Source organism: Streptomyces sp. NPDC050121, from assembly GCF_044460385.1.
In the GTDB taxonomy this organism is placed as follows: Bacteria; Actinomycetota; Actinomycetes; order Streptomycetales; family Streptomycetaceae; genus Streptomyces; species Streptomyces soliscabiei.
This window is the reverse complement of record NZ_JBITJV010000029.1, coordinates 109,027-126,922: the sequence shown is the minus strand read 5'-3', so window position 1 is coordinate 126,922 and position 17,896 is coordinate 109,027. Positions and strand designations below refer to the sequence as shown.

Below are 17,896 nucleotides of genomic sequence, written 5' to 3'. Positions count from 1 at the left end.
GCGGCGCCCCGCGGCGCCCCCCCCCCGCCCCCGCCGCCCCCCCCCCCCCCCCCCCCCCCCCCCCCGCCCCGGGGGCCGCCCCCCCCCCCCCCCCCCCCCCCCCCCCCCCCTCAACGTTGTTCGCAGCCGCTGTGCCGGCCGGAACTCAGCGCCGGCCGGAGCTGATTGCCGGCCGGAGCTCAGCCGCTCTGCTGGCCGGAAGGCCTGCGCACCAGAGCCGTCAGACGGGCCGCCCAGGACGCCTTGAAGGCCGTCCAGCGGTCACTCAGGTCCCAGAGCGCGCGGATCGCCGATCGAGGCGCCACCACGGCACGCACGCGCGTGGTCCAGTCGGCCTTCTCCCGCAGGGCCCCCCGGACCTTGCGGACCTCGTCGGCCAGCCCGGCCTCGGCCCTCGGCTCCGGGGCGTACAGCACCTGCTCCACGGCGCCCGCGACCCGGTGCACCGCACGGCCCACCGTGTCGTCGAGCTCGCCGGTCCGGACGATCCGCGCCGCCGCGCGCCGCGGCGTCAGCGCCTCGTCCGGCTCGATGCCGAAGTCCCACGCCGTGTCGGTGAGCTCCCGCCACACCGCCAGGACGTGCCCGACGGCCGCCTCACCGGCTTCCTGCGCCGGCACGTCCAGCAACACCGCCGGACCGGCGTCGTCCGCCTGCCGGCCCTCGCCGTCCCTGCGGCGGCCCGGGGGAGCCCCCGACGCCGCGGACGCGGAGTGCTGGGCCGACGCCAGCCGCATCGAACGCCGTCTCAACCGCCACAGCATCGGCAGCAGCGGCAGAGCGAGCGCCGCGGCCCCCAGCAGCGTCCAGCCGGCGATCTCGTACCACGGGGTACCGCCGTCGTCCTGTCCCGCCTGGTTCACCGGCAGTGCGGCGGCGCAGCCCTCGATCTTCTTGTCCTCGGCCGAACAGCTGGTGCTCGCCGAGGGCTGGGCCGACGGCGCCGCGTTCGCCGAACGCGAGGCCTGCGGCAGGTCGGGGACCGTCGTGCCCGAGGTGTCCGGCAGCGTGTACGCGGGCGTCGTGCCCCGGGTCGGGGTCGGCTCGAAGCGGGTCCAGCCCACGCCCTCGAAATACAGCTCCGGCCAGGCGTGCGCGTCCTTCAGGCTCACCGCCACCGAGCCGTCCGCCTGCGGGGACCCCGGTGCGAAGCCCACCGCGACCCGCGCCGGTATGCCCAGCGTGCGGGCCATCGCGGCCATCGCGAAGGAGAAGTGCACGCAGAAGCCCTGCTTGTCCCGCAGGAAGCGGGCGATCGCGCCCGGGCCGCTGCCGACCTCGACCTGGGTGTCGTACTCGAAGCCGCCCGTCACCGCGAAGTAGTCCTGGAGCTTGACCGCCTTCTCGTAGTCGCTCGTCGCCCCCTTGGTGATCTCAGCTGCCTGCTCCGCCACCACCTTCGGCAGGGAGTCGGGGACCTTGGTGTAGTCCTTCCGAATCGAGCCGGGCGCCTCGGGAGCCGAGGCCAGCTGCTGCGCCGTCGGCTGCACGTCGAGGCTCGTCACCTGGTACGTCTTGCCGCTGGTGTTCTGGCCGTGGTCGCCGACCAGGGTCATCCCGACCGGCTCGTACCGCCAGTTGCCCTTGATCAGCACGCTGCTGGGCGGGTACGGCATCGGCAGCCAGTCCTGCGCATAGCCGGAGGCGGCCGCGATCCGGGTCGTGAACTGCGCGCGCTTGACCCCGGGGCCCAGGCCGACGGGCGTGGGGAACTGGTCCGGCACGGCGACGATGTGGCGCTTCGCCGGCTTCCACGTGGTGCCGTCGAAGTCGTCCAGGGACACGATCCGCAGGTACAGGTCCGAGATGTTGCCGGTGTCGGTGTTCAGGGTCAGGACCGTGCGGTCCTCGTCCATGTTCAGGCTGTCGCGCAGCGACACCAGCGGGTTCACCGCGGAGATCGTGCCCCCGCTGCCGTTGCCCGCGCCGACGCCCGTGCCCGCTCCGTCGAGCAGACCGCCCTGGATCGCCGGCAGCGGCAACAGCGGCACCACCAGGGCGACACCCAGCGCGGCCATGCCGATGCGCCGGCCGGTGCGCACCGGGGCCACCGGCCCGGGCTGCGCGCCCGCGGCGTGCGGAGCCCCGCCGAAGACCCTCCCCCACTGCGAGAGCCGCTCCCGGCCCTCGGCGAGCAGCAGCATCAGATAGCCGGCGGCGGCGACCAGGAACCACAGCCAGTCGGCCGCCCCGGCGGACAGCCCCGCGGCGACCGAGTACAGCGCCAGCAGCGGCAGCCCCGCCGGCGCCGCGTTGCGGAACGTCACCGCGAGGGTGTCCACCGCCAGGCCGATGACCAGTACCCCGCCGATCACCATCAGCCGGATGCCGTCGGACAACGGGGCCGGGATCGCGTACCGCCCCACGTCGTCGGCGCCCGTCTGGAGCAGGTCGCCGAAGTACCGGAAGGTCTCCGGGACGGGGACCACACCGGCGAGGGCGTGCTCCCGGGCGAAGACCAGCGTCAGCAGCACCAGCGTGACCAGGGCCTGGGCGGCCACGGTCAGCGGCCGGGCCAACGGCACCCGCCGGGTCACCGCGCCCACCCCGGACTGGATCGCCAGCAGGAACGCCGCCTGCAGGAGCCACGTCGCCGGCTCCACCAGGGGCAGCAGGGCGCACGAGGCCAACAGCGTCGCCGCCGCGGAGCACAGCGTCAGTCGAGCCCGCCCGCTCATGCGCTTGCCTCCCCGCCGCTCGCCGCGCCCGCCGTCATCACGCCCGCCCGGTCGCGGTCCGCCTGGCGCCACAGCTCGTTCAGCGAAGCGCCCCGCGGCACGCTCAGGGCCGTCCAGCCCGCCTCGCGCAGCATCCGCAGCCGCTCCTCCTGCCTGTTCATCGGATCGGGCCCGCCGTTCGGTTCACGCACCCAGCTGTCGCCGTCCAGGAGGAAGGCGACCGCGCTTCCGCTGCGCTGGCGCATCTTCGCGGCCACCGCCGCCTCCTCCTCGTCGAGATCGCCGAGGAACGCCACCAACAGCCCCTCGTTGCCGCCGCGCAGCACGTCGTACGCCCGGGACAGGCCCGTGCCGTCGGAGTGGTCGACCACCGCGAGGGTGTCCATCATCAGCCCGGCCGCGTCCGCCGACTCCTGGTTCGCCCCGGCGAACCCGTCGGCGCCCTCGCCGGGCACCGAGTTGCCCGTGTCCGTCAACAGCCGCACCGAGAAGCCCCGCTCCAACATGTGCACCAGCACGGACGCGGCGCCCGAGACCGCCCACTCGAAGGCCGAGTCCGGGCCCGCGCCCTGATAGGCCAGGCCCCGGGTGTCCAGGAGCACCGTGCAGCGCGATCGCTGGGGCTGTTCCTCGCGGCGCACCATCAGCTCGCCGTAGCGCGCGGTGAGGCGCCAGTGCACGCGGCGCAGGTCGTCGCCGTAGCGGTAGCCGCGCGGGATCACGTCGTCCTCGCCGGCCAGCGCCAGCGAGCGCTGCCGCCCGTCGCCGTAACCCTTGGCCTCGCCGGTCAGCCGGACCGGCGACAGCGCCTCGACGCGCGGGATCACCGTCAGCGTGTCGTACGTCGAGAAGGAGCGGGTCAGTTCGCACATGCCGAACGGGTCGTTCAACCGCAGCTGGAGCGGGCCCAGCGGGTAGCGGCCGCGCAGGTCGGAGCGGACCCGGTAGGACACCTCGCGGCGGCCGCCCGCCTCCACCCGGTCCAGGACGAAGCGGGGGCGCGGGCCGAGTACGTACGGCACCCGGTCCTGGAGCATCAGCAGGCCGGTGGGCAGCCGCGAGACGTTGTCCATCCGCAGATGGACGCGGGCCTCGCTGCCGGCGGGCACGCGCGCGGGAGACAGCCGGCGGCTGCCGGCCACCCGGTAGCGGGTGCGGTAGACGACGGCCGCGCAGATCAGCGGCAGCGCGGCCAGCAGCATCCCGACCCGCAGCAGGTCGGGCTGTCCCAGCACATAGGCGCAGATGGCAGCCGCGATGCCGGCGGCCAGGAAGGAGCGGCCGCGGGTGGTCAGCCCAGCCAGGGCCGTCCGCGCGCCGCTCTTCAAGCCCTCGCCGCGGCCGGTCGAGGGCTGTCCGGTCCCCCCGGTGGTCATCACAGCCTCCGCGGCTGCTGCTGGCCGTACGCCTGTGTGCCGTGGCCCAGCCCGTACCCCTGCTGCTGGGGGGTGGCCGGCACCGGGGTGCGCTGGATGATCTCCTCGACGACCTGCTCGGCCGTGCGGCGGTTCAGCTGGGCCTGCGCGGTGGGCAGCAGACGGTGGGCCAGGACGGCCACGGCGAGGTTCTGGACGTCGTCCGGCAGCGCGTAGTCCCGGCCGCTGAGGGCGGCGGTCGCCTTGGCGGCGCGCACCAGATGCAGCGTCGCGCGCGGGGAGGCGCCGAGTCTGAGGTCGGGATGGGTGCGCGTGGCCGTGACCAGGTCGACCGCGTAACGGCGGACCGAGTCGGCGACGTGGACGCCGCGAACGGCGTCGATCAGCTTCACGATCTCGTGCGCGTGGGCGACCGGCTGGAGATCGTCCAGGGGGTTGACCCCGCCGTGCACGTCGAGCATCTGCAGCTCGGCCTCGGGGCTCGGGTAGCCGATGGAGACGCGGGCCATGAAGCGGTCGCGCTGCGCCTCGGGCAGCGGGTAGGTGCCCTCCATCTCGACCGGGTTCTGCGTGGCCACCACCATGAACGGGCTGGGCAGCTCGTACGTCGTCCCGTCGATGGTGACCTGGCGCTCCTCCAGCGACTCCAGGAGCGCCGACTGTGTCTTGGGCGAGGCGCGGTTGATCTCGTCGCCGATCACGATCTGCGAGAAGATCGCGCCCGGCTTGAACTCGAAGTCCCGGCGCTGCTGGTCCCAGATGGAGACACCGGTGATGTCCGAGGGCAGCAGGTCGGGCGTGAACTGGATACGGCGCACCGAGCAGTCGATGGACTTCGCCAGCGCCTTGGCCAGCATCGTCTTGCCGACGCCCGGCACGTCCTCGATCAGCAGATGCCCCTCGGCGAGGAGCACGGTCAGCGAAAGCCGTACGACCTCGGGCTTGCCCTCGATCACTCCCTCCACCGAACTGCGGACACGCTCCACAGTGGCGGTCAGATCTGTAAGGCTCGCTCGCTCGTCATAGGTCGTCACCCGGCCCTCCTCGGCCCAAAACTTTCTCCGGGCCGACGCTCTGTGCGGCAAACCGGCCCACCCCGAATCACGGACGCCGTTCGCAAAGTGCTCAGCGTGGCGTCACACCCGCATTCTTGCTGCCGTTACCGATTCGTGTCACTCGCCTGTGGACAACTGTCCGTGATATGTCGGTGTTATGGCCGTTTGGGTGCCCGAGGGGCGGAAATCAACAGCGAAATGACAGCGGTCACGAGGGGTCGATCTCGCGCAACAGGCCCGTCTTCACGTCGAACACGAAGCCCCGCACGTCGTCGGTGTGCATCAGGAACGGCGAGGTGCGCACCCGCTGCATCGACTGCCGGACGTCCTGGTCGACGTCCCGGAAGGCCTCCACGGCCCAGGCCGGACGCTGACCGACCTCCATCTCCAGCTCGGTACGGAACTCCTCGGTGATCGCCTCCAGACCGCAGCCGGTGTGATGGATCAGTACGACGCTGCGGGTACCCAACTTGCGCTGACTGATGGTGAGTGAGCGGATCACGTCGTCGGTGACCACACCGCCCGCGTTGCGGATGGTGTGGCAGTCGCCGAGCTCCAGGCCCAGCGCGGCGTGCAGGTCGAGCCGGGCGTCCATGCAGGCCACGACGGCCACGTGCAGGACGGGACGGGCGTCCATGCCGGGATCGGTGAAGGCGGCGGCGTACCGCCCGTTCGCGTCGACGAGCCGGTCGGTCACGGTGCCGCCGCGTATGGCGCTTTCGGACTCTGCGGGTACGGATGCGGAAGTCGTCATAACCATGACGTTACTGGTCACACGCCGTGCGGGCCTGCTGTGAGAAGGGAAAAAGAGCGTCATCACGCGTGTTTTGTGAGGTAGGCCACCCCCGTTCGGCGACGCGCAGGCCGGTTGATTGACCGCGAGACACCGTGGACTAAAGTGGCGCGAAGCGGGAGGCGGCCATCTCTTTGGCGATCTCATCGCTGGATTCCAACCCGCGCCGGCAGGCCTTCCCCTCACCGGAGGGCGGGGACCGGTGGTGCGTATCCCCCGCCGGATCTGAGAGGGCCCCTTGAGCCAGAGTCGACATGTCCCGGTGATGCTCCAGCGGTGCCTGGACCTGTTGGCCCCCGCCCTGCAGCGGCCGGGAGCGGTGGTCGTCGACTGCACGCTCGGTCTGGGCGGCCACAGCGAGGCCCTGCTGACGCAGTTCCCCGAGGCCCGGCTCGTCGCCCTCGACCGCGACAAGGAGGCGCTGCGCCTGTCCGGTGAGCGCCTCGCCCCCTTCGGCGAGCGCGCCACCCTCGTGCACGCGGTCTACGACGAACTCCCCAACGTCCTGGACCGGCTCGGTCTCGCGCGCGTGCAGGGCGTCCTGTTCGACCTCGGCGTCTCCTCGATGCAGCTCGACGAGGCCGACCGCGGCTTCGCCTACGCCCAGGACGCCCCGCTCGACATGCGCATGGACCAGACGACCGGCATCAGCGCCGCCGAGGTCCTCAACACCTACCCGCCCGGCGAACTCGTCCGGATCCTGCGGGCGTACGGCGAGGAGAAGCAGGCCAAGCGGATCGTCTCCGCGATCGTGCGCGAGCGCGACAAGGAGCCGTTCACCAACAGCGCGCGCCTCGTGGAGCTGATCCGGGGCGCGCTGCCGCAGGCCGCCAAGCGCACCGGCGGCAACCCCGCCAAGCGCACCTTCCAGGCGCTGCGCATCGAGGTCAACGGCGAACTCTCCGTCCTGGAGCGGGCGATCCCGGCCGCCGTGCAGGCACTCGACGTGGGCGGCCGGATCGCCGTCCTGTCGTACCACTCGCTCGAAGACCGGCTGGTCAAGCAGGTGTTCGCGGCCGGCGCCGCCAACACCGCGCCGCCCGGGCTGCCCGTCGTGCCCGAGCGCTACCAGCCCCGGCTCAAGCTGCTCACCCGTGGTGCCGAACTTCCCACCGAGGAAGAGGTCGCCGAGAACCGGCGCGCCGCCCCGGCGCGACTGCGCGGGGCCGAGCGAATCAGGGAGTCCATCGAATGACGGGCGTGAGCCGAGGGTCCGCAATTCCACCCGGGGGTGGGCGTGTGAACAGGAAACCCGAACTGAAGGGGAGGGCCGCCCGGCTCGCGCGGCTCTTCCCGGCCGGCCCGCAGCAGGCGGCCCGCACTCCGTTCGTCCTCCTCGTCGTGCTCCTCCTCGGCGGCGGCCTCATCGGACTGCTCGTGATGAACTCCGCGCTCAGCGAGGGCTCGTTCAAGAAGGACGACCTCCAGAAGGACACCAAGAGCCTCACCGACGAGGAGCAGGCGCTCCAGCGGGACATCGACTCCTACTCCGCCCCGGACGCCCTCCAGCGCCGCGCACGCGAACTCGGCATGGTCCCCGGCGGGGACCCGGCCTTCCTGAACCCCGATGGCACCGTGAAGGGCGTCCCCTCGGCCGCCGCCCAGCAGTCCGCGCAGGACGCTCCGGCCGTCGTACGGCCGCCGGAGGCCATCACGCTCTCCCAGACGATCGCGTCGCCGTCCCCCACGACCCCCACCACCTCCGCGCCGAGCGATCCTCCGGCCCTGAGCACCGCCCCGACCGCAGCCGCCCCCGAGACCCCCGGCAGGTGACGGAAGTGTCCGACAGGGAACCGCCGCGCCGGCGCGTGCCCGGCCCCGCCCGGCCCGCCCGCCCCGCCTCCGCCCAGCGGCGCCCGGGCCCCGGCGCCCGCCCGGTCCGCCGTCCGACCGCCCCCGGCCCCCGCCCCGCGCCCGCGCGCGTGCTGCGGCTCGGCAGCCCCCGCCCCCGGCTGCGCATGGTGGGCCTCGCGCTCGCCCTGGTCCTGCTCGCCTTCATCGTCCGCCTGCTCCAGGTGCAGGCCGTCGACGCGAGCACCTACACCGCCAAGGCCGAGCAGAACCGGTACATCGGCCGGGTGCTGCCCGCCGAGCGCGGCGAGATCACCGACCGCAGCGGCATCTCCTTCGCGACCAGCGAGGACGCGTACGACATCACGGCCGACCCCACGATGTTCAGCCGCAAGCAGCTGAAGGTCGGCGACGGCCCCGAGCAGGCGGCCGCGCTCCTCGCGCCGATCCTCGGCCAGGAGCAGTCCGCGCTCGTGCGGAAGCTGCGGCCCAAGGACCCGACCGCGCGGTACACGATGCTCGCCGGCCGGCAGACCCCGCAGGTCTGGAAGCAGATCAAGGATCTGAAGTCGGCGCTCGCCACGAAGGCGGAGACGGACAGCTCCACGGTCAACGTCCTCGCGGGAGTCCTCGCCGTCCCCAGCACCAAGCGCGTGTACCCCAACGGTGAGCTCGCCGCCGGGATACTGGGCTGGGTCAACGCCGACGGCAAGGGCGGCGGCGGCATCGAGCAGCAGCTGAACGCGACCCTGGCCGGCCAGGACGGCAAGATCCGCTACGCCCAGTCCGGTGGGCGGCAGGTGCCCACCGCGGGCTCCACCGAGACCCCCGCGGTGCCCGGATCCGCCGTCGAGCTGACGATCGACCGGGACATCCAGTGGGCCGCGCAGAACGCCATCACCGAGCAGGTGAAGGAGTCCGCGGCGGACCGCGGCTACGTCATCGTCCAGGACACCCGCACCGGCCAGATCCTCGCCATGGCCAACTCGCCCGGCTTCGACCCCAACGACCTTGCCCAGGCCCACGCCACGGACCTGGGCAACGCCGCCGTCCAGGACGCCTACGAGCCCGGCTCCACCGCCAAGGTCATGTCGATGGCCGCGGTGCTGGAGGAGAACGCGGCGACGCCGTTGACGCACGTCACGGTGCCCAACCGGCTGCACCGCGGCGACCGGCTCTTCCAGGACGACATCGACCACCCCACCTGGTACCTCACCCTCAACGGCGTGCTCGCCAAGTCCAGCAACATCGGCACCATCCTGGCCACCGGACAGCTCGGCAGGACGCAGGCCGAGGCCAACCGCGTCCTCTACTCCTACCTGCGCAAGTTCGGCATCGGCGGCCCCACCGGGCTCGGCTTCCCCGGCGAGACCAAGGGGATTCTCGCCGCGCCCGCCGCGTGGTCGACCTCGCAGCAGTACACGATTCCCTTCGGCCAGGGCATGTCCCTGAGCGCGCTCCAGGCGGCCTCCGTGTACTCGACGATCGCCAACGGCGGCGTGCGCGTCGAACCCACCCTGGTGCGCGGCACCAAGGGACCGGACGGCCGTTTCACCCCCGCCGAGGCACCCGCCACATCCCGTGTCGTCAGCCAGAAGACGGCGAAGACCCTCGCCCAGATGCTGGAGTCGGTCGTGGACGACGAACAGGGCACCGGCGCCAAGGCGCGCATCCCCGGCTACCGCGTTGCGGGCAAGACCGGTACCGCCAACCGCGTGGATCCGGCCACCGGCACCTACAAGGGCTACACGTCGTCGTTCGCCGGGTTCGCGCCCGCCGACAGCCCCCGGGTCACCGTGTACTGCGCCATCCAGAACGCCACCAAGGGCAGTTACTTCGGCGGCCAGATCTGCGGTCCCGTCTTCAAGCAGGTCATGGAGTTCGCTCTGAAGACCCTGCAGGTCCCGCCGACCGGCGCGAAGGCCGCGAACCTCCCGGTCTCCTTCACTCCCTGACCGTCCGCACCTTTTGTTCCCCGCCCGCTTCCGACGCCCGCCCGCCACTGTTCAGCGCCGAACAAGCCAGGAACCGATCCGTGACCATGATCACTCCCGACCCCGGGAACCACGCACCGCCCGCGGCGCCCCGTGCGCCCTCGCTTCGCCCGCAGGGCGGTGCGCCCGGTACGCTCACCGCCGTGCCACACGCTGATCAGTCCCAAACCACCCAGAAGGGCGCTTCCGTGACGTATCCGGGACCGCCCAGGCCGGCCCAGGTCTCCGCCACACCCCTCGCGGAACTCGCCGATCAGCTGGATGTCGAGCAGCCGGAGAGGGTCGCCGCCGAGGTCACGGGCATCACCCACGACTCGCGCGCGGTCCGCCCCGGTGACGTGTACGCCGCCCTCCCGGGCGCCCGTCTGCACGGCGCCGACTTCGTCACGCAGGCCGCGGGCCTCGGCGCGGTCGCCGTCCTGACCGACCCCACCGGCGCCGAGCGCGCCGCCGCGACCGGCCTGCCGGTCCTGGTGGTCGACGACCCGCGCGGGCGGATGGGCGAACTGGCGGCCACCATCTACGGCCACCCCGGCCGCGACCTGCTGCAGATCGGCATCACCGGCACCTCGGGCAAGACCACCACCGCCTACCTCGTCGAGGGCGGCCTGAAGTCCGTCAGATCCACCGGGCTCATCGGCACCGTCGAGATGCGCATCGGCGACGAGCGCATCAAGTCCGAGCGCACCACCCCCGAAGCCACCGACCTCCAGGCCCTGTTCGCCGTCATGCGCGAGCGCGGTGTCGAGGCGGTCGCGATGGAGGTCTCCAGCCACGCGCTGGTCCTCGGCCGGGTCGACGGCTGCGTCTTCGACATCGCCGTCTTCAACAACCTCAGCCCGGAGCACATGGAGTTCCACTCCGGCATGGAGGACTACTTCCAGGCCAAGGCACAGCTGTTCACCCGGAAACGCAGCAAACTCGGCGTGGTCAACTTCGACGACGAGTACGGCCGCCGGCTGGTCCAGGAGGCCGAGGTCCCCGTCGTCACCTTCTCCGCCGAGGGCCACCCCGACGCCGACTGGCGCGCCGTGGACGTCGAGATCGGCCCGATGGACTCGACGTTCACCGTCGTCGGCCCCGAGGGTGTGCGGGTCGCGGCCAGGTCGCCGCTGCCGGGCTCCTTCAACGTGGCGAACACGCTCGCCGCGATCGTCTCCCTCGCGGTGGCCGGCCTCGACCCGCAGACCGCCGCCGACGGCGTCGCCGCCGTGCCGGGCGTGCCGGGCCGCCTGGAGCGCGTGGACGCCGGTCAGGACTACCTCGCGGTCGTCGACTACGCCCACAAGACGGACGCCGTCGAGTCGGTCCTGAAGGCGCTGCGCAAGGTCACCAAGGGCCGGCTGCACGTCGTCCTCGGCTGCGGCGGCGACCGGGACCGCAGCAAGCGCGCCCCGATGGGCGCCGCCGTCGCACGGCTCGCCGACACCGCCGTGCTGACCTCCGACAACCCCCGCTCCGAGGACCCCCTCGCGATCCTCGCGGCCATGCTCGAGGGCGCGGCGTCCGTGCCCGCGCACGAGCGCGGCGAGGTGCTGCTGTTCGAGGACCGGGCCGCGGCGATCGCCGCAGTCGTCGCCCGCGCGCACGCCGGGGACACCGTGCTGGTCGCGGGCAAGGGCCATGAGCAGGGCCAGGACATCGCCGGCGTCGTCCGTCCGTTCGACGACCGTCAGGTGCTTCGCGAAGCTATCCAGCAGACCCAGGGATGAACTTGTGATCGCCCTCTCCCTCGCCGAGATCGCAGCAGTCGTCGGCGGGCAGACGCACGACATACCGGATCCGTCCGCGCAGGTCACCGGACCTGTCGTCCGGGACTCCCGCGAGGTGGAGCCCGGCAGCCTCTTCGTCGCCTTCGTCGGCGAACACGTGGACGGCCACGACTACGCGGCCGCGGTCGTCGAGGCGGGCGCGGCGGCCGTACTGGCCTCGCGGCCCGTCGGCGTCCCCGCGATCGTCGTGGACGACGTCCAGGCGGCGCTCGGCGCCCTCGCCCGGCACGTCGTGCACAAGCTGGGCACGACGCTCGTCGCGCTCACCGGCTCGGCCGGCAAGACCAGCACCAAGGACCTCATCGCCCAGGTCCTGCGGCGCAAGGCGCCGACCGTCTTCACGCCGGGCTCGCTCAACAACGAGATCGGGCTCCCGCTGACCGCCCTGTCCGCCACCGAGGAGACGAAGTTCCTCGTGCTGGAGATGGGCGCCCGCGGCATCGGCCACATCCGCTACCTCGCCGATCTGACGCCCCCGAAGGTCGGCCTCGTCCTCAACGTCGGCACCGCCCACATCGGCGAGTTCGGCGGCCGCGAACAGATCGCACAGGCAAAGGGCGAGCTCGTCGAGAGCCTCCCGCCGGCGAGCGAGGGCGGCACGGCGATCCTCAACGCCGACGACCCGTTGGTCCGGGCCATGGCCTCCCGTACGCAGGCGAAGGTGGTCCTTTTCGGAGAGTCCGGCGAAGCGGACGTACGCGCCGAGAACGTGCGACTCACGGACAGCGGACAGCCCGTCTTCAGCCTTCGCACACCCTCCGGGTGCAGCGATGTGACCATGCGCCTGTACGGTGAGCACCACGTGTCGAACGCGCTCGCCGCGGCCGCCGTCGCCCATGAGCTGGGCATGTCCGTGGAAGAGATCGCCACCGCACTCTCCGAGGCGGGCTCCCTCTCCCGCTGGCGGATGGAGGTCACCGAGCGCCCGGACGGCGTGACGATCGTCAACGACGCCTACAACGCGAACCCCGAGTCCATGCGAGCCGCTCTGCGCGCGCTGGCGGCCATGGGCAGGGGGCGGCGGACCTGGGCGGTGCTCGGCAAGATGGCCGAGCTCGGGGACGAGGCGCTCGCCGAGCACGACGCGGTCGGACGGCTCGCCGTCCGGCTCAATGTCGGCAAGCTCGTCGCGGTCGGGGGCAGGGAAGCCTCCTGGCTGCAACTGGGCGCATATAACGAGGGTTCGTGGGGTGAGGAGTCGGTGCACGTGTCCGACGCACAGGCGGCGGTCGACCTGTTGCGCAGCGAGTTGCGCCCGGGGGACGTCGTGCTCGTGAAGGCGTCCCGTTCGGTCGGCCTCGAGAGCGTCGCGCAGGCGCTGCTCGCGACCGGCGCCGAGGGTGAGGTCGCCGCCCGATGATGAATCAGATCCTGTTCGCGGGGGTGATCGGCCTCTTCCTGACGCTGGTCGGCACGCCACTGCTGATCAAGCTGCTGGCGCGCAAGGGCTACGGCCAGTACATCCGCGACGACGGCCCGCGCGAGCACGCCAGCAAGCGCGGTACGCCGACCATGGGCGGTATCGCCTTCATCCTCGCGACGGTCGCCGCGTACTTCCTGTCCAAGGTGATCACGGGCAAGCCGCCGACCTACTCGGGTCTGCTGGTGCTGGGCCTGATGTGCGGCATGGGCCTGGTCGGCTTCCTCGACGACTACATCAAGATCGTCAAGCGGCGTTCGCTGGGTCTGCGGGCCAAGGCGAAGATGGCCGGCCAGCTGATCGTCGGCATCGCCTTCGCGGTGCTGTCGCTGCAGTTCTCCGACAACCGGGGCAACACGCCCGCCTCCACCAAGCTGTCGTTCATCACGGACTTCGGCTGGACGATCGGCCCGGTGCTGTTCGTCGTCTGGGCGCTGTTCATGATCCTGGCGATGTCCAACGGCGTGAACCTGACGGACGGTCTGGACGGCCTCGCCACCGGCGCCTCCGTCCTCGTCTTCGGCGCGTACACATTCATCGGCGTCTGGCAGTTCCAGGAGTCCTGCGCCAACGGCGAGACGCTGACCAACCCCAGTGCCTGTTACGAGGTGCGCGACCCGCTGGACCTCGCGGTCATCGCCTCCGCGCTGATGGGTGCCTGCCTCGGCTTCCTGTGGTGGAACACGTCGCCGGCCAAGATCTTCATGGGCGACACCGGTTCGCTGGCGCTCGGCGGCGTCCTCGCGGGCCTGGCGATCTGCTCCCGCACCGAGCTGCTGATCGCCCTCCTCGGCGGCCTGTTCGTGCTGATCACCATGTCGGTGGTCATCCAGGTCGGCTCCTTCAAGCTCACCGGCAAGCGCGTCTTCCGGATGGCGCCACTCCAGCACCACTTCGAACTCAAGGGCTGGTCCGAGGTCCTGGTGGTGGTCCGCTTCTGGATCATCCAGGGCATCTGTGTGATCGTCGGACTGGGCCTCTTCTACGCGGGATGGGCAGCGGACAAGTGACCGACTGGCAGGGGAAGAACGTCACCGTCGCCGGGCTCGGCGTCTCCGGCATCCCGGCGGCCAAGGCGCTGCACGGGCTCGGCGCGAACGTCACGGTCGTCAACGACGGCGACGACGCACGCGCGCGTGAACAGGCCGCCGAGCTCCGGGCCCTGGGCGTCACCGTGCGCCTCGGCGACGGGGCCACCCTGCCCGAAGGCACCGAACTCGTCGTCACCGCACCCGGCTGGAAGCCCGACAAGCCCCTCTTCACGGCCGCACGCGAAGCCGGTGTGCCGGTCTGGGGCGACGTCGAACTGGCCTGGCGGCTCAGGGGACCCGACGCGGCTCCCTGGCTGTGCGTCACCGGCACCAACGGCAAGACGACCACCACCCAGATGCTGGCGTCGATCCTGAAGGCGGCCGGCCTGCGCACGGCGGCCGTCGGCAACATCGGCGTCTCCCTGCTGGACGCCGTCCTCGGCGAGGAGCGCCACGACGTCCTCGCCGTGGAACTCTCCAGCTACCAGCTGCACTGGGCGCCCTCGCTGCGCGCCCACTCCGCCGCCGTCCTCAACCTCGCCCCCGACCACCTCGACTGGCACGGCTCCATGGAGGCGTACGCCAAGGACAAGGGCCGTATCTACGAGGGCAATCGGGTCGCCTGCGTCTACAACGTCGCCGACAAGGCCACCGAGGACCTGGTGCGCGAGGCGGACGTCGAGGAGGGCTGCCGGGCCGTCGGCTTCACCCTCGGCGCGCCCGCCCCGTCCCAACTCGGCGTGGTGGACGGCATCCTGGTCGACCGCGCCTTCGTCGAGAACCGGCAGAAGAACGCCCAGGAGCTCGCCGAGGTCTGCGACGTCAACCCGCCCGCCCCGCACAACATCGCCAACGCCCTTGCCGCAGCGGCCCTCGCCCGTGCCTTCGGGGTGCCCCCCAAGGCCGTCCGGGACGGCCTGCGGGCCTTCACCCCCGACGCCCACCGCATCGCCCTCGTGGCGGACCTGGACGGCGTCGCCTACGTCGACGACTCCAAGGCCACCAACACGCACGCGGCACAAGCCTCCTTGGCCGCGTACGAGTCGATCGTCTGGATCGCGGGCGGGCTCGCCAAGGGCGCGACCTTCGACGAGCTGGTCGCGGGGTCGGCAAAGCGACTTCGCGGAGTCGTGCTCATCGGCGCGGATCGCGCCCTGATCCGTGAAGCCCTGGCGCGACACGCCCCGGAAGTACCCGTCGTCGACCTCGACCGGACCGACACTGGGGCGATGCTCGCGGCTGTCCAGGAGGCCCGGCGCCTCGCAGTCGAAGGCGACACGGTGCTGCTCGCCCCGGCCTGCGCCTCCATGGATATGTTCGTCAACTACAACCAGCGCGGTGACGCGTTCGCATCGGCGGTTGGCGAACTCGGAACCTGACCCGGCCGCCTGCCGGGCGACCTTGGGAGGGACGCGTGGGACCGTCACGGCCGACGTACGGCGCAGCGACCGGGTACAGCGCCCGCGCCGCGCACAGCGGAGCAGCGGATGCCCGGTAGCCGTACCGGGCGTCCGCCCGTCCAGCGGACCGTCCGCAGACCCGCCGTCTCCCGGCCGCGCCGCGACAACCCCCTGCGCCGGCTGTACACGCGCGCCCAAAGGGCCTGGGACCGGCCGCTGACCGCGTACTACCTGATCTTCGGCGGCAGCCTGTTGATCACCGTGCTGGGCCTGGTGATGGTCTACTCTGCCTCCCAGATCACCGCGCTGCAGATGTCGTTGCCGGGATCGTTCTTCTTCCGCAAACAGTTCCTGGCCGCCGCCATCGGGGCCGTGCTGCTGCTGGTCGCCTCCCGGATGCCGGTGAAGCTGCACCGGGCGCTGGCCTACCCGATCCTCGCCGGGGCCGTCTTCCTGATGGCCCTGGTGCAGGTGCCGGGGATAGGGATGTCGGTCAACGGCAACCAGAACTGGATCTCGCTCGGCGGCTCCTTTCAGATCCAGCCCAGCGAGTTCGGCAAGCTCGCGCTGGTGCTGTGGGGCGCCGACCTGCTCGCCCGCAAACAGGACAAGAAGCTGCTCACGCAGTGGAAGCACATGCTGGTGCCCCTCGTGCCGGTCGCGTTCATGCTGCTCGGCCTGATCATGCTCGGCGGCGACATGGGCACGGCGATCATCCTCACGGCGATCCTGTTCGGCCTGTTGTGGCTGGCGGGGGCGCCCACCCGGCTCTTCGTCGGGGTGCTGTCGATCGCCGCCACCCTCGGCGTGATCCTCATCAGGACCAGCCCGAACCGCATGGCCCGACTGCAGTGCATCGGCGCGACCGACCCCGGGCCGGGCGACGCCTGCTGGCAGGCCGTGCACGGGATCTACGCCCTGGCCTCGGGCGGGATCTTCGGCTCCGGGCTCGGCGCGAGTGTGGAGAAATGGGGACAACTCCCCGAAGCGCACACCGACTTCATCTTCGCCGTCACCGGTGAGGAACTGGGCCTGGCGGGGACGCTGTCGGTGCTCGCCCTGTTCGCGGCTCTAGGCTATGCGGGTATCCGCGTGGCCGGACGCACGGAGGACCCCTTCGTGAGGTATGCCGCGGGAGGCGTGACCACCTGGATCACCGCTCAGGCGGTGATCAACATCGGTGCGGTGCTCGGCCTGCTGCCGATCGCCGGCGTCCCGCTCCCGCTGTTCTCCTACGGGGGTTCCGCCCTGCTGCCGACCATGTTCGCCATCGGGTTGCTGATCGCCTTCGCACGCGACGAGCCCGCTGCGCGGGCGTCGCTTGCGATGCGACAACCCCGTTTTGGTAGAAAACGGGGGGCGGGGGGCTCTGCCCGGTCCAAAAGGCCGGCCGGAGTCTCCCGGAGATGGAACACGATGCGACGGCGTGCCTCGGCGGCGCGCCCGTCCGGAGAGCGGTGAATTTCGGTGCATGTCGTACTCGCTGGTGGGGGGACCGCCGGCCACATCGAGCCCGCGCTCGCCCTCGCGGACGCCCTGCGCAGGCAGGACCCCTCGGTGGGGATCACGGCCCTGGGCACGGAGCGCGGCCTGGAGACCACGCTCGTTCCGCAGCGCGGCTACGAGCTCGCGCTGATCCCCGCCGTGCCGCTGCCGCGTAAGCCCACCCCCGAGCTGATCACCGTCCCGGGCCGGCTGCGCGGCACGATCAAGGCCGCCGAGCAGATCCTGGAGCGCACTCGGGCGGACGCCGTCGTCGGCTTCGGCGGTTACGTCGCCCTGCCCGGCTACCTCGCGGCCAAGCGCCTCGGAGTGCCGATCGTGGTGCACGAGGCCAACGCCCGCCCCGGCCTGGCCAACAAGATCGGCTCGCGCTACGCGGCCCGGGTCGCCGTCTCCACGCCCGACAGCAAGCTCCGGGACGCCCGCTACATCGGCATCCCGCTGCGCCGCTCCATCGCCACCCTGGACCGCGCCGCCATGCGTCCCGAGGCCCGGCACATGTTCGGGCTCGACCCCAACCTGCCCACGCTGCTGGTCTCCGGCGGCTCGCAGGGCGCCCGCCGCCTCAACGAGGTGGTCCAGCAGGTCGCGCCCTGGCTGCAGCAGGCCGGCATCCAGATCCTGCACGCGGTCGGCCCGAAGAACGAACTGCCGCACGTACAGCAGATGCCGGGAATGCCCCCCTACATCCCGGTACCGTACGTGGACCGGATGGACCTCGCGTACGCCGCCGCCGACATGATGCTCTGCCGCGCGGGCGCGATGACCGTCGCCGAACTCTCCGCCGTCGGGCTCCCGGCCGCCTACGTCCCGCTGCCCATCGGCAACGGCGAACAGCGGCTGAACGCCCAGCCGGTGGTCAAGGCGGGCGGCGGACTGCTGGTCGACGACGCGGAACTGACCCCCGAGTGGGTCCGGGAGACCGTCCTGCCCGTCCTCGCCGACCCCCACCGGCTGTACGAGATGTCCCGCGCGGCCAGCGAGTTCGGTCGCCGGGACGCCGACGACCTGCTCGTCGGCATGGTGTACGAGGCGATCGCGGCCTCTCGTGCACACCGATAGGCGCGGGTGACGAAAGGACAG

13 protein-coding genes are annotated in these 17,896 nt (G+C 71.8%); 9 read left to right on the top strand and 4 right to left on the bottom strand.

The annotated features are described in order from the left end of the window. Positions 1-179 precede the first annotated feature (179 nt). The 4 genes from ACIBTS_RS34665 to ACIBTS_RS34650 form a co-directional block, all read right to left on the bottom strand. Positions 180-2,678 (bottom strand): DUF3488 and DUF4129 domain-containing transglutaminase family protein, encoded by a 2,499-nt coding sequence (locus tag ACIBTS_RS34665; RefSeq protein WP_399324664.1) that lies wholly within the window; start codon positions 2,676-2,678, stop codon positions 180-182. Further along, positions 2,675-4,054 (bottom strand): DUF58 domain-containing protein, encoded by a 1,380-nt coding sequence (locus ACIBTS_RS34660; protein ID WP_399324663.1) that lies wholly within the window; start codon positions 4,052-4,054, stop codon positions 2,675-2,677. Before ACIBTS_RS34660 ends, ACIBTS_RS34665 begins: the two co-directional genes overlap by 4 nt. Further along, complete coding sequence (locus ACIBTS_RS34655; RefSeq protein WP_399324662.1) at positions 4,054-5,088, bottom strand: AAA family ATPase; 1,035 nt, start codon at positions 5,086-5,088, stop codon at positions 4,054-4,056. The genes ACIBTS_RS34660 and ACIBTS_RS34655 overlap by 1 nt, the downstream gene beginning before the upstream one ends. Positions 5,089-5,317: 229 nt before the next feature. Further along, on the bottom strand, positions 5,318-5,926 hold the full coding sequence (locus ACIBTS_RS34650; protein WP_079662907.1) for a carbonic anhydrase: 609 nt from the start codon (positions 5,924-5,926) through the stop codon (positions 5,318-5,320). A 214-nt stretch (positions 5,927-6,140) separates the two neighbouring features. Between ACIBTS_RS34650 and rsmH the strand changes: the two genes are divergently transcribed. From rsmH to murG, 9 genes are all read left to right on the top strand, one after another. Next, the gene (gene rsmH, locus ACIBTS_RS34645) at positions 6,141-7,097 is read left to right on the top strand and encodes a 16S rRNA (cytosine(1402)-N(4))-methyltransferase RsmH (protein ID WP_399324661.1); all 957 of its coding nucleotides are present in this window, start codon (positions 6,141-6,143) and stop codon (positions 7,095-7,097) included. A 44-nt stretch (positions 7,098-7,141) separates the two neighbouring features. Continuing rightward, positions 7,142-7,675, top strand: a complete 534-nt coding sequence (locus tag ACIBTS_RS34640; protein ID WP_399324660.1) for a septum formation initiator family protein — start codon at positions 7,142-7,144, stop codon at positions 7,673-7,675. 5 nt (positions 7,676-7,680) lie between these two features. Continuing rightward, the gene (locus ACIBTS_RS34635) at positions 7,681-9,648 is read left to right on the top strand and encodes a peptidoglycan D,D-transpeptidase FtsI family protein (protein WP_399324659.1); all 1,968 of its coding nucleotides are present in this window, start codon (positions 7,681-7,683) and stop codon (positions 9,646-9,648) included. 80 nt (positions 9,649-9,728) lie between these two features. Continuing rightward, positions 9,729-11,399 (top strand): UDP-N-acetylmuramoyl-L-alanyl-D-glutamate--2,6-diaminopimelate ligase, encoded by a 1,671-nt coding sequence (locus ACIBTS_RS34630; protein ID WP_399324658.1) that lies wholly within the window; start codon positions 9,729-9,731, stop codon positions 11,397-11,399. Positions 11,400-11,403: 4 nt separating this feature from the next. Beyond that, entirely contained in the window at positions 11,404-12,819 is a 1,416-nt protein-coding gene (gene murF / locus ACIBTS_RS34625; protein WP_099937546.1) for a UDP-N-acetylmuramoyl-tripeptide--D-alanyl-D-alanine ligase, read from the top strand. Beyond that, positions 12,816-13,889 carry a phospho-N-acetylmuramoyl-pentapeptide-transferase gene (gene mraY, locus ACIBTS_RS34620; protein ID WP_079662913.1) on the top strand — a complete coding sequence of 358 codons (1,074 nt, stop codon included), beginning with the start codon at positions 12,816-12,818 and terminating at the stop codon, positions 13,887-13,889. Before murF ends, mraY begins: the two co-directional genes overlap by 4 nt. Beyond that, the gene (gene murD / locus ACIBTS_RS34615; RefSeq protein ID WP_399324657.1) at positions 13,871-15,289 is read left to right on the top strand and encodes a UDP-N-acetylmuramoyl-L-alanine--D-glutamate ligase; all 1,419 of its coding nucleotides are present in this window, start codon (positions 13,871-13,873) and stop codon (positions 15,287-15,289) included. Before mraY ends, murD begins: the two co-directional genes overlap by 19 nt. Positions 15,290-15,397: 108 nt before the next feature. Continuing rightward, positions 15,398-16,771 carry a putative lipid II flippase FtsW gene (ftsW, locus tag ACIBTS_RS34610; RefSeq protein ID WP_079662915.1) on the top strand — a complete coding sequence of 458 codons (1,374 nt, stop codon included), beginning with the start codon at positions 15,398-15,400 and terminating at the stop codon, positions 16,769-16,771. Positions 16,772-16,777: 6 nt separating this feature from the next. Then, positions 16,778-17,875 (top strand): undecaprenyldiphospho-muramoylpentapeptide beta-N-acetylglucosaminyltransferase, encoded by a 1,098-nt coding sequence (murG, locus tag ACIBTS_RS34605; protein WP_079662916.1) that lies wholly within the window; start codon positions 16,778-16,780, stop codon positions 17,873-17,875. Positions 17,876-17,896 lie beyond the last annotated feature (21 nt).

Coding starts and splice junctions, on each gene's coding strand:
- ACIBTS_RS34665 (WP_399324664.1), bottom strand. CDS start 2,678: ATGAGCGGGCGGGCTCGACTGACGCTGTGCTCCGCGGCGGCGACGCTG.
- ACIBTS_RS34660 (WP_399324663.1), bottom strand. CDS start 4,054: ATGACCACCGGGGGGACCGGACAGCCCTCGACCGGCCGCGGCGAGGGC.
- ACIBTS_RS34650 (WP_079662907.1), bottom strand. CDS start 5,926: ATGACGCTCTTTTTCCCTTCTCACAGCAGGCCCGCACGGCGTGTGACC.
- mraY (WP_079662913.1), top strand. CDS start 12,816: ATGATGAATCAGATCCTGTTCGCGGGGGTGATCGGCCTCTTCCTGACG.
- murD (WP_399324657.1), top strand. CDS start 13,871: ATGGGCAGCGGACAAGTGACCGACTGGCAGGGGAAGAACGTCACCGTC.
- ftsW (WP_079662915.1), top strand. CDS start 15,398: ATGCCCGGTAGCCGTACCGGGCGTCCGCCCGTCCAGCGGACCGTCCGC.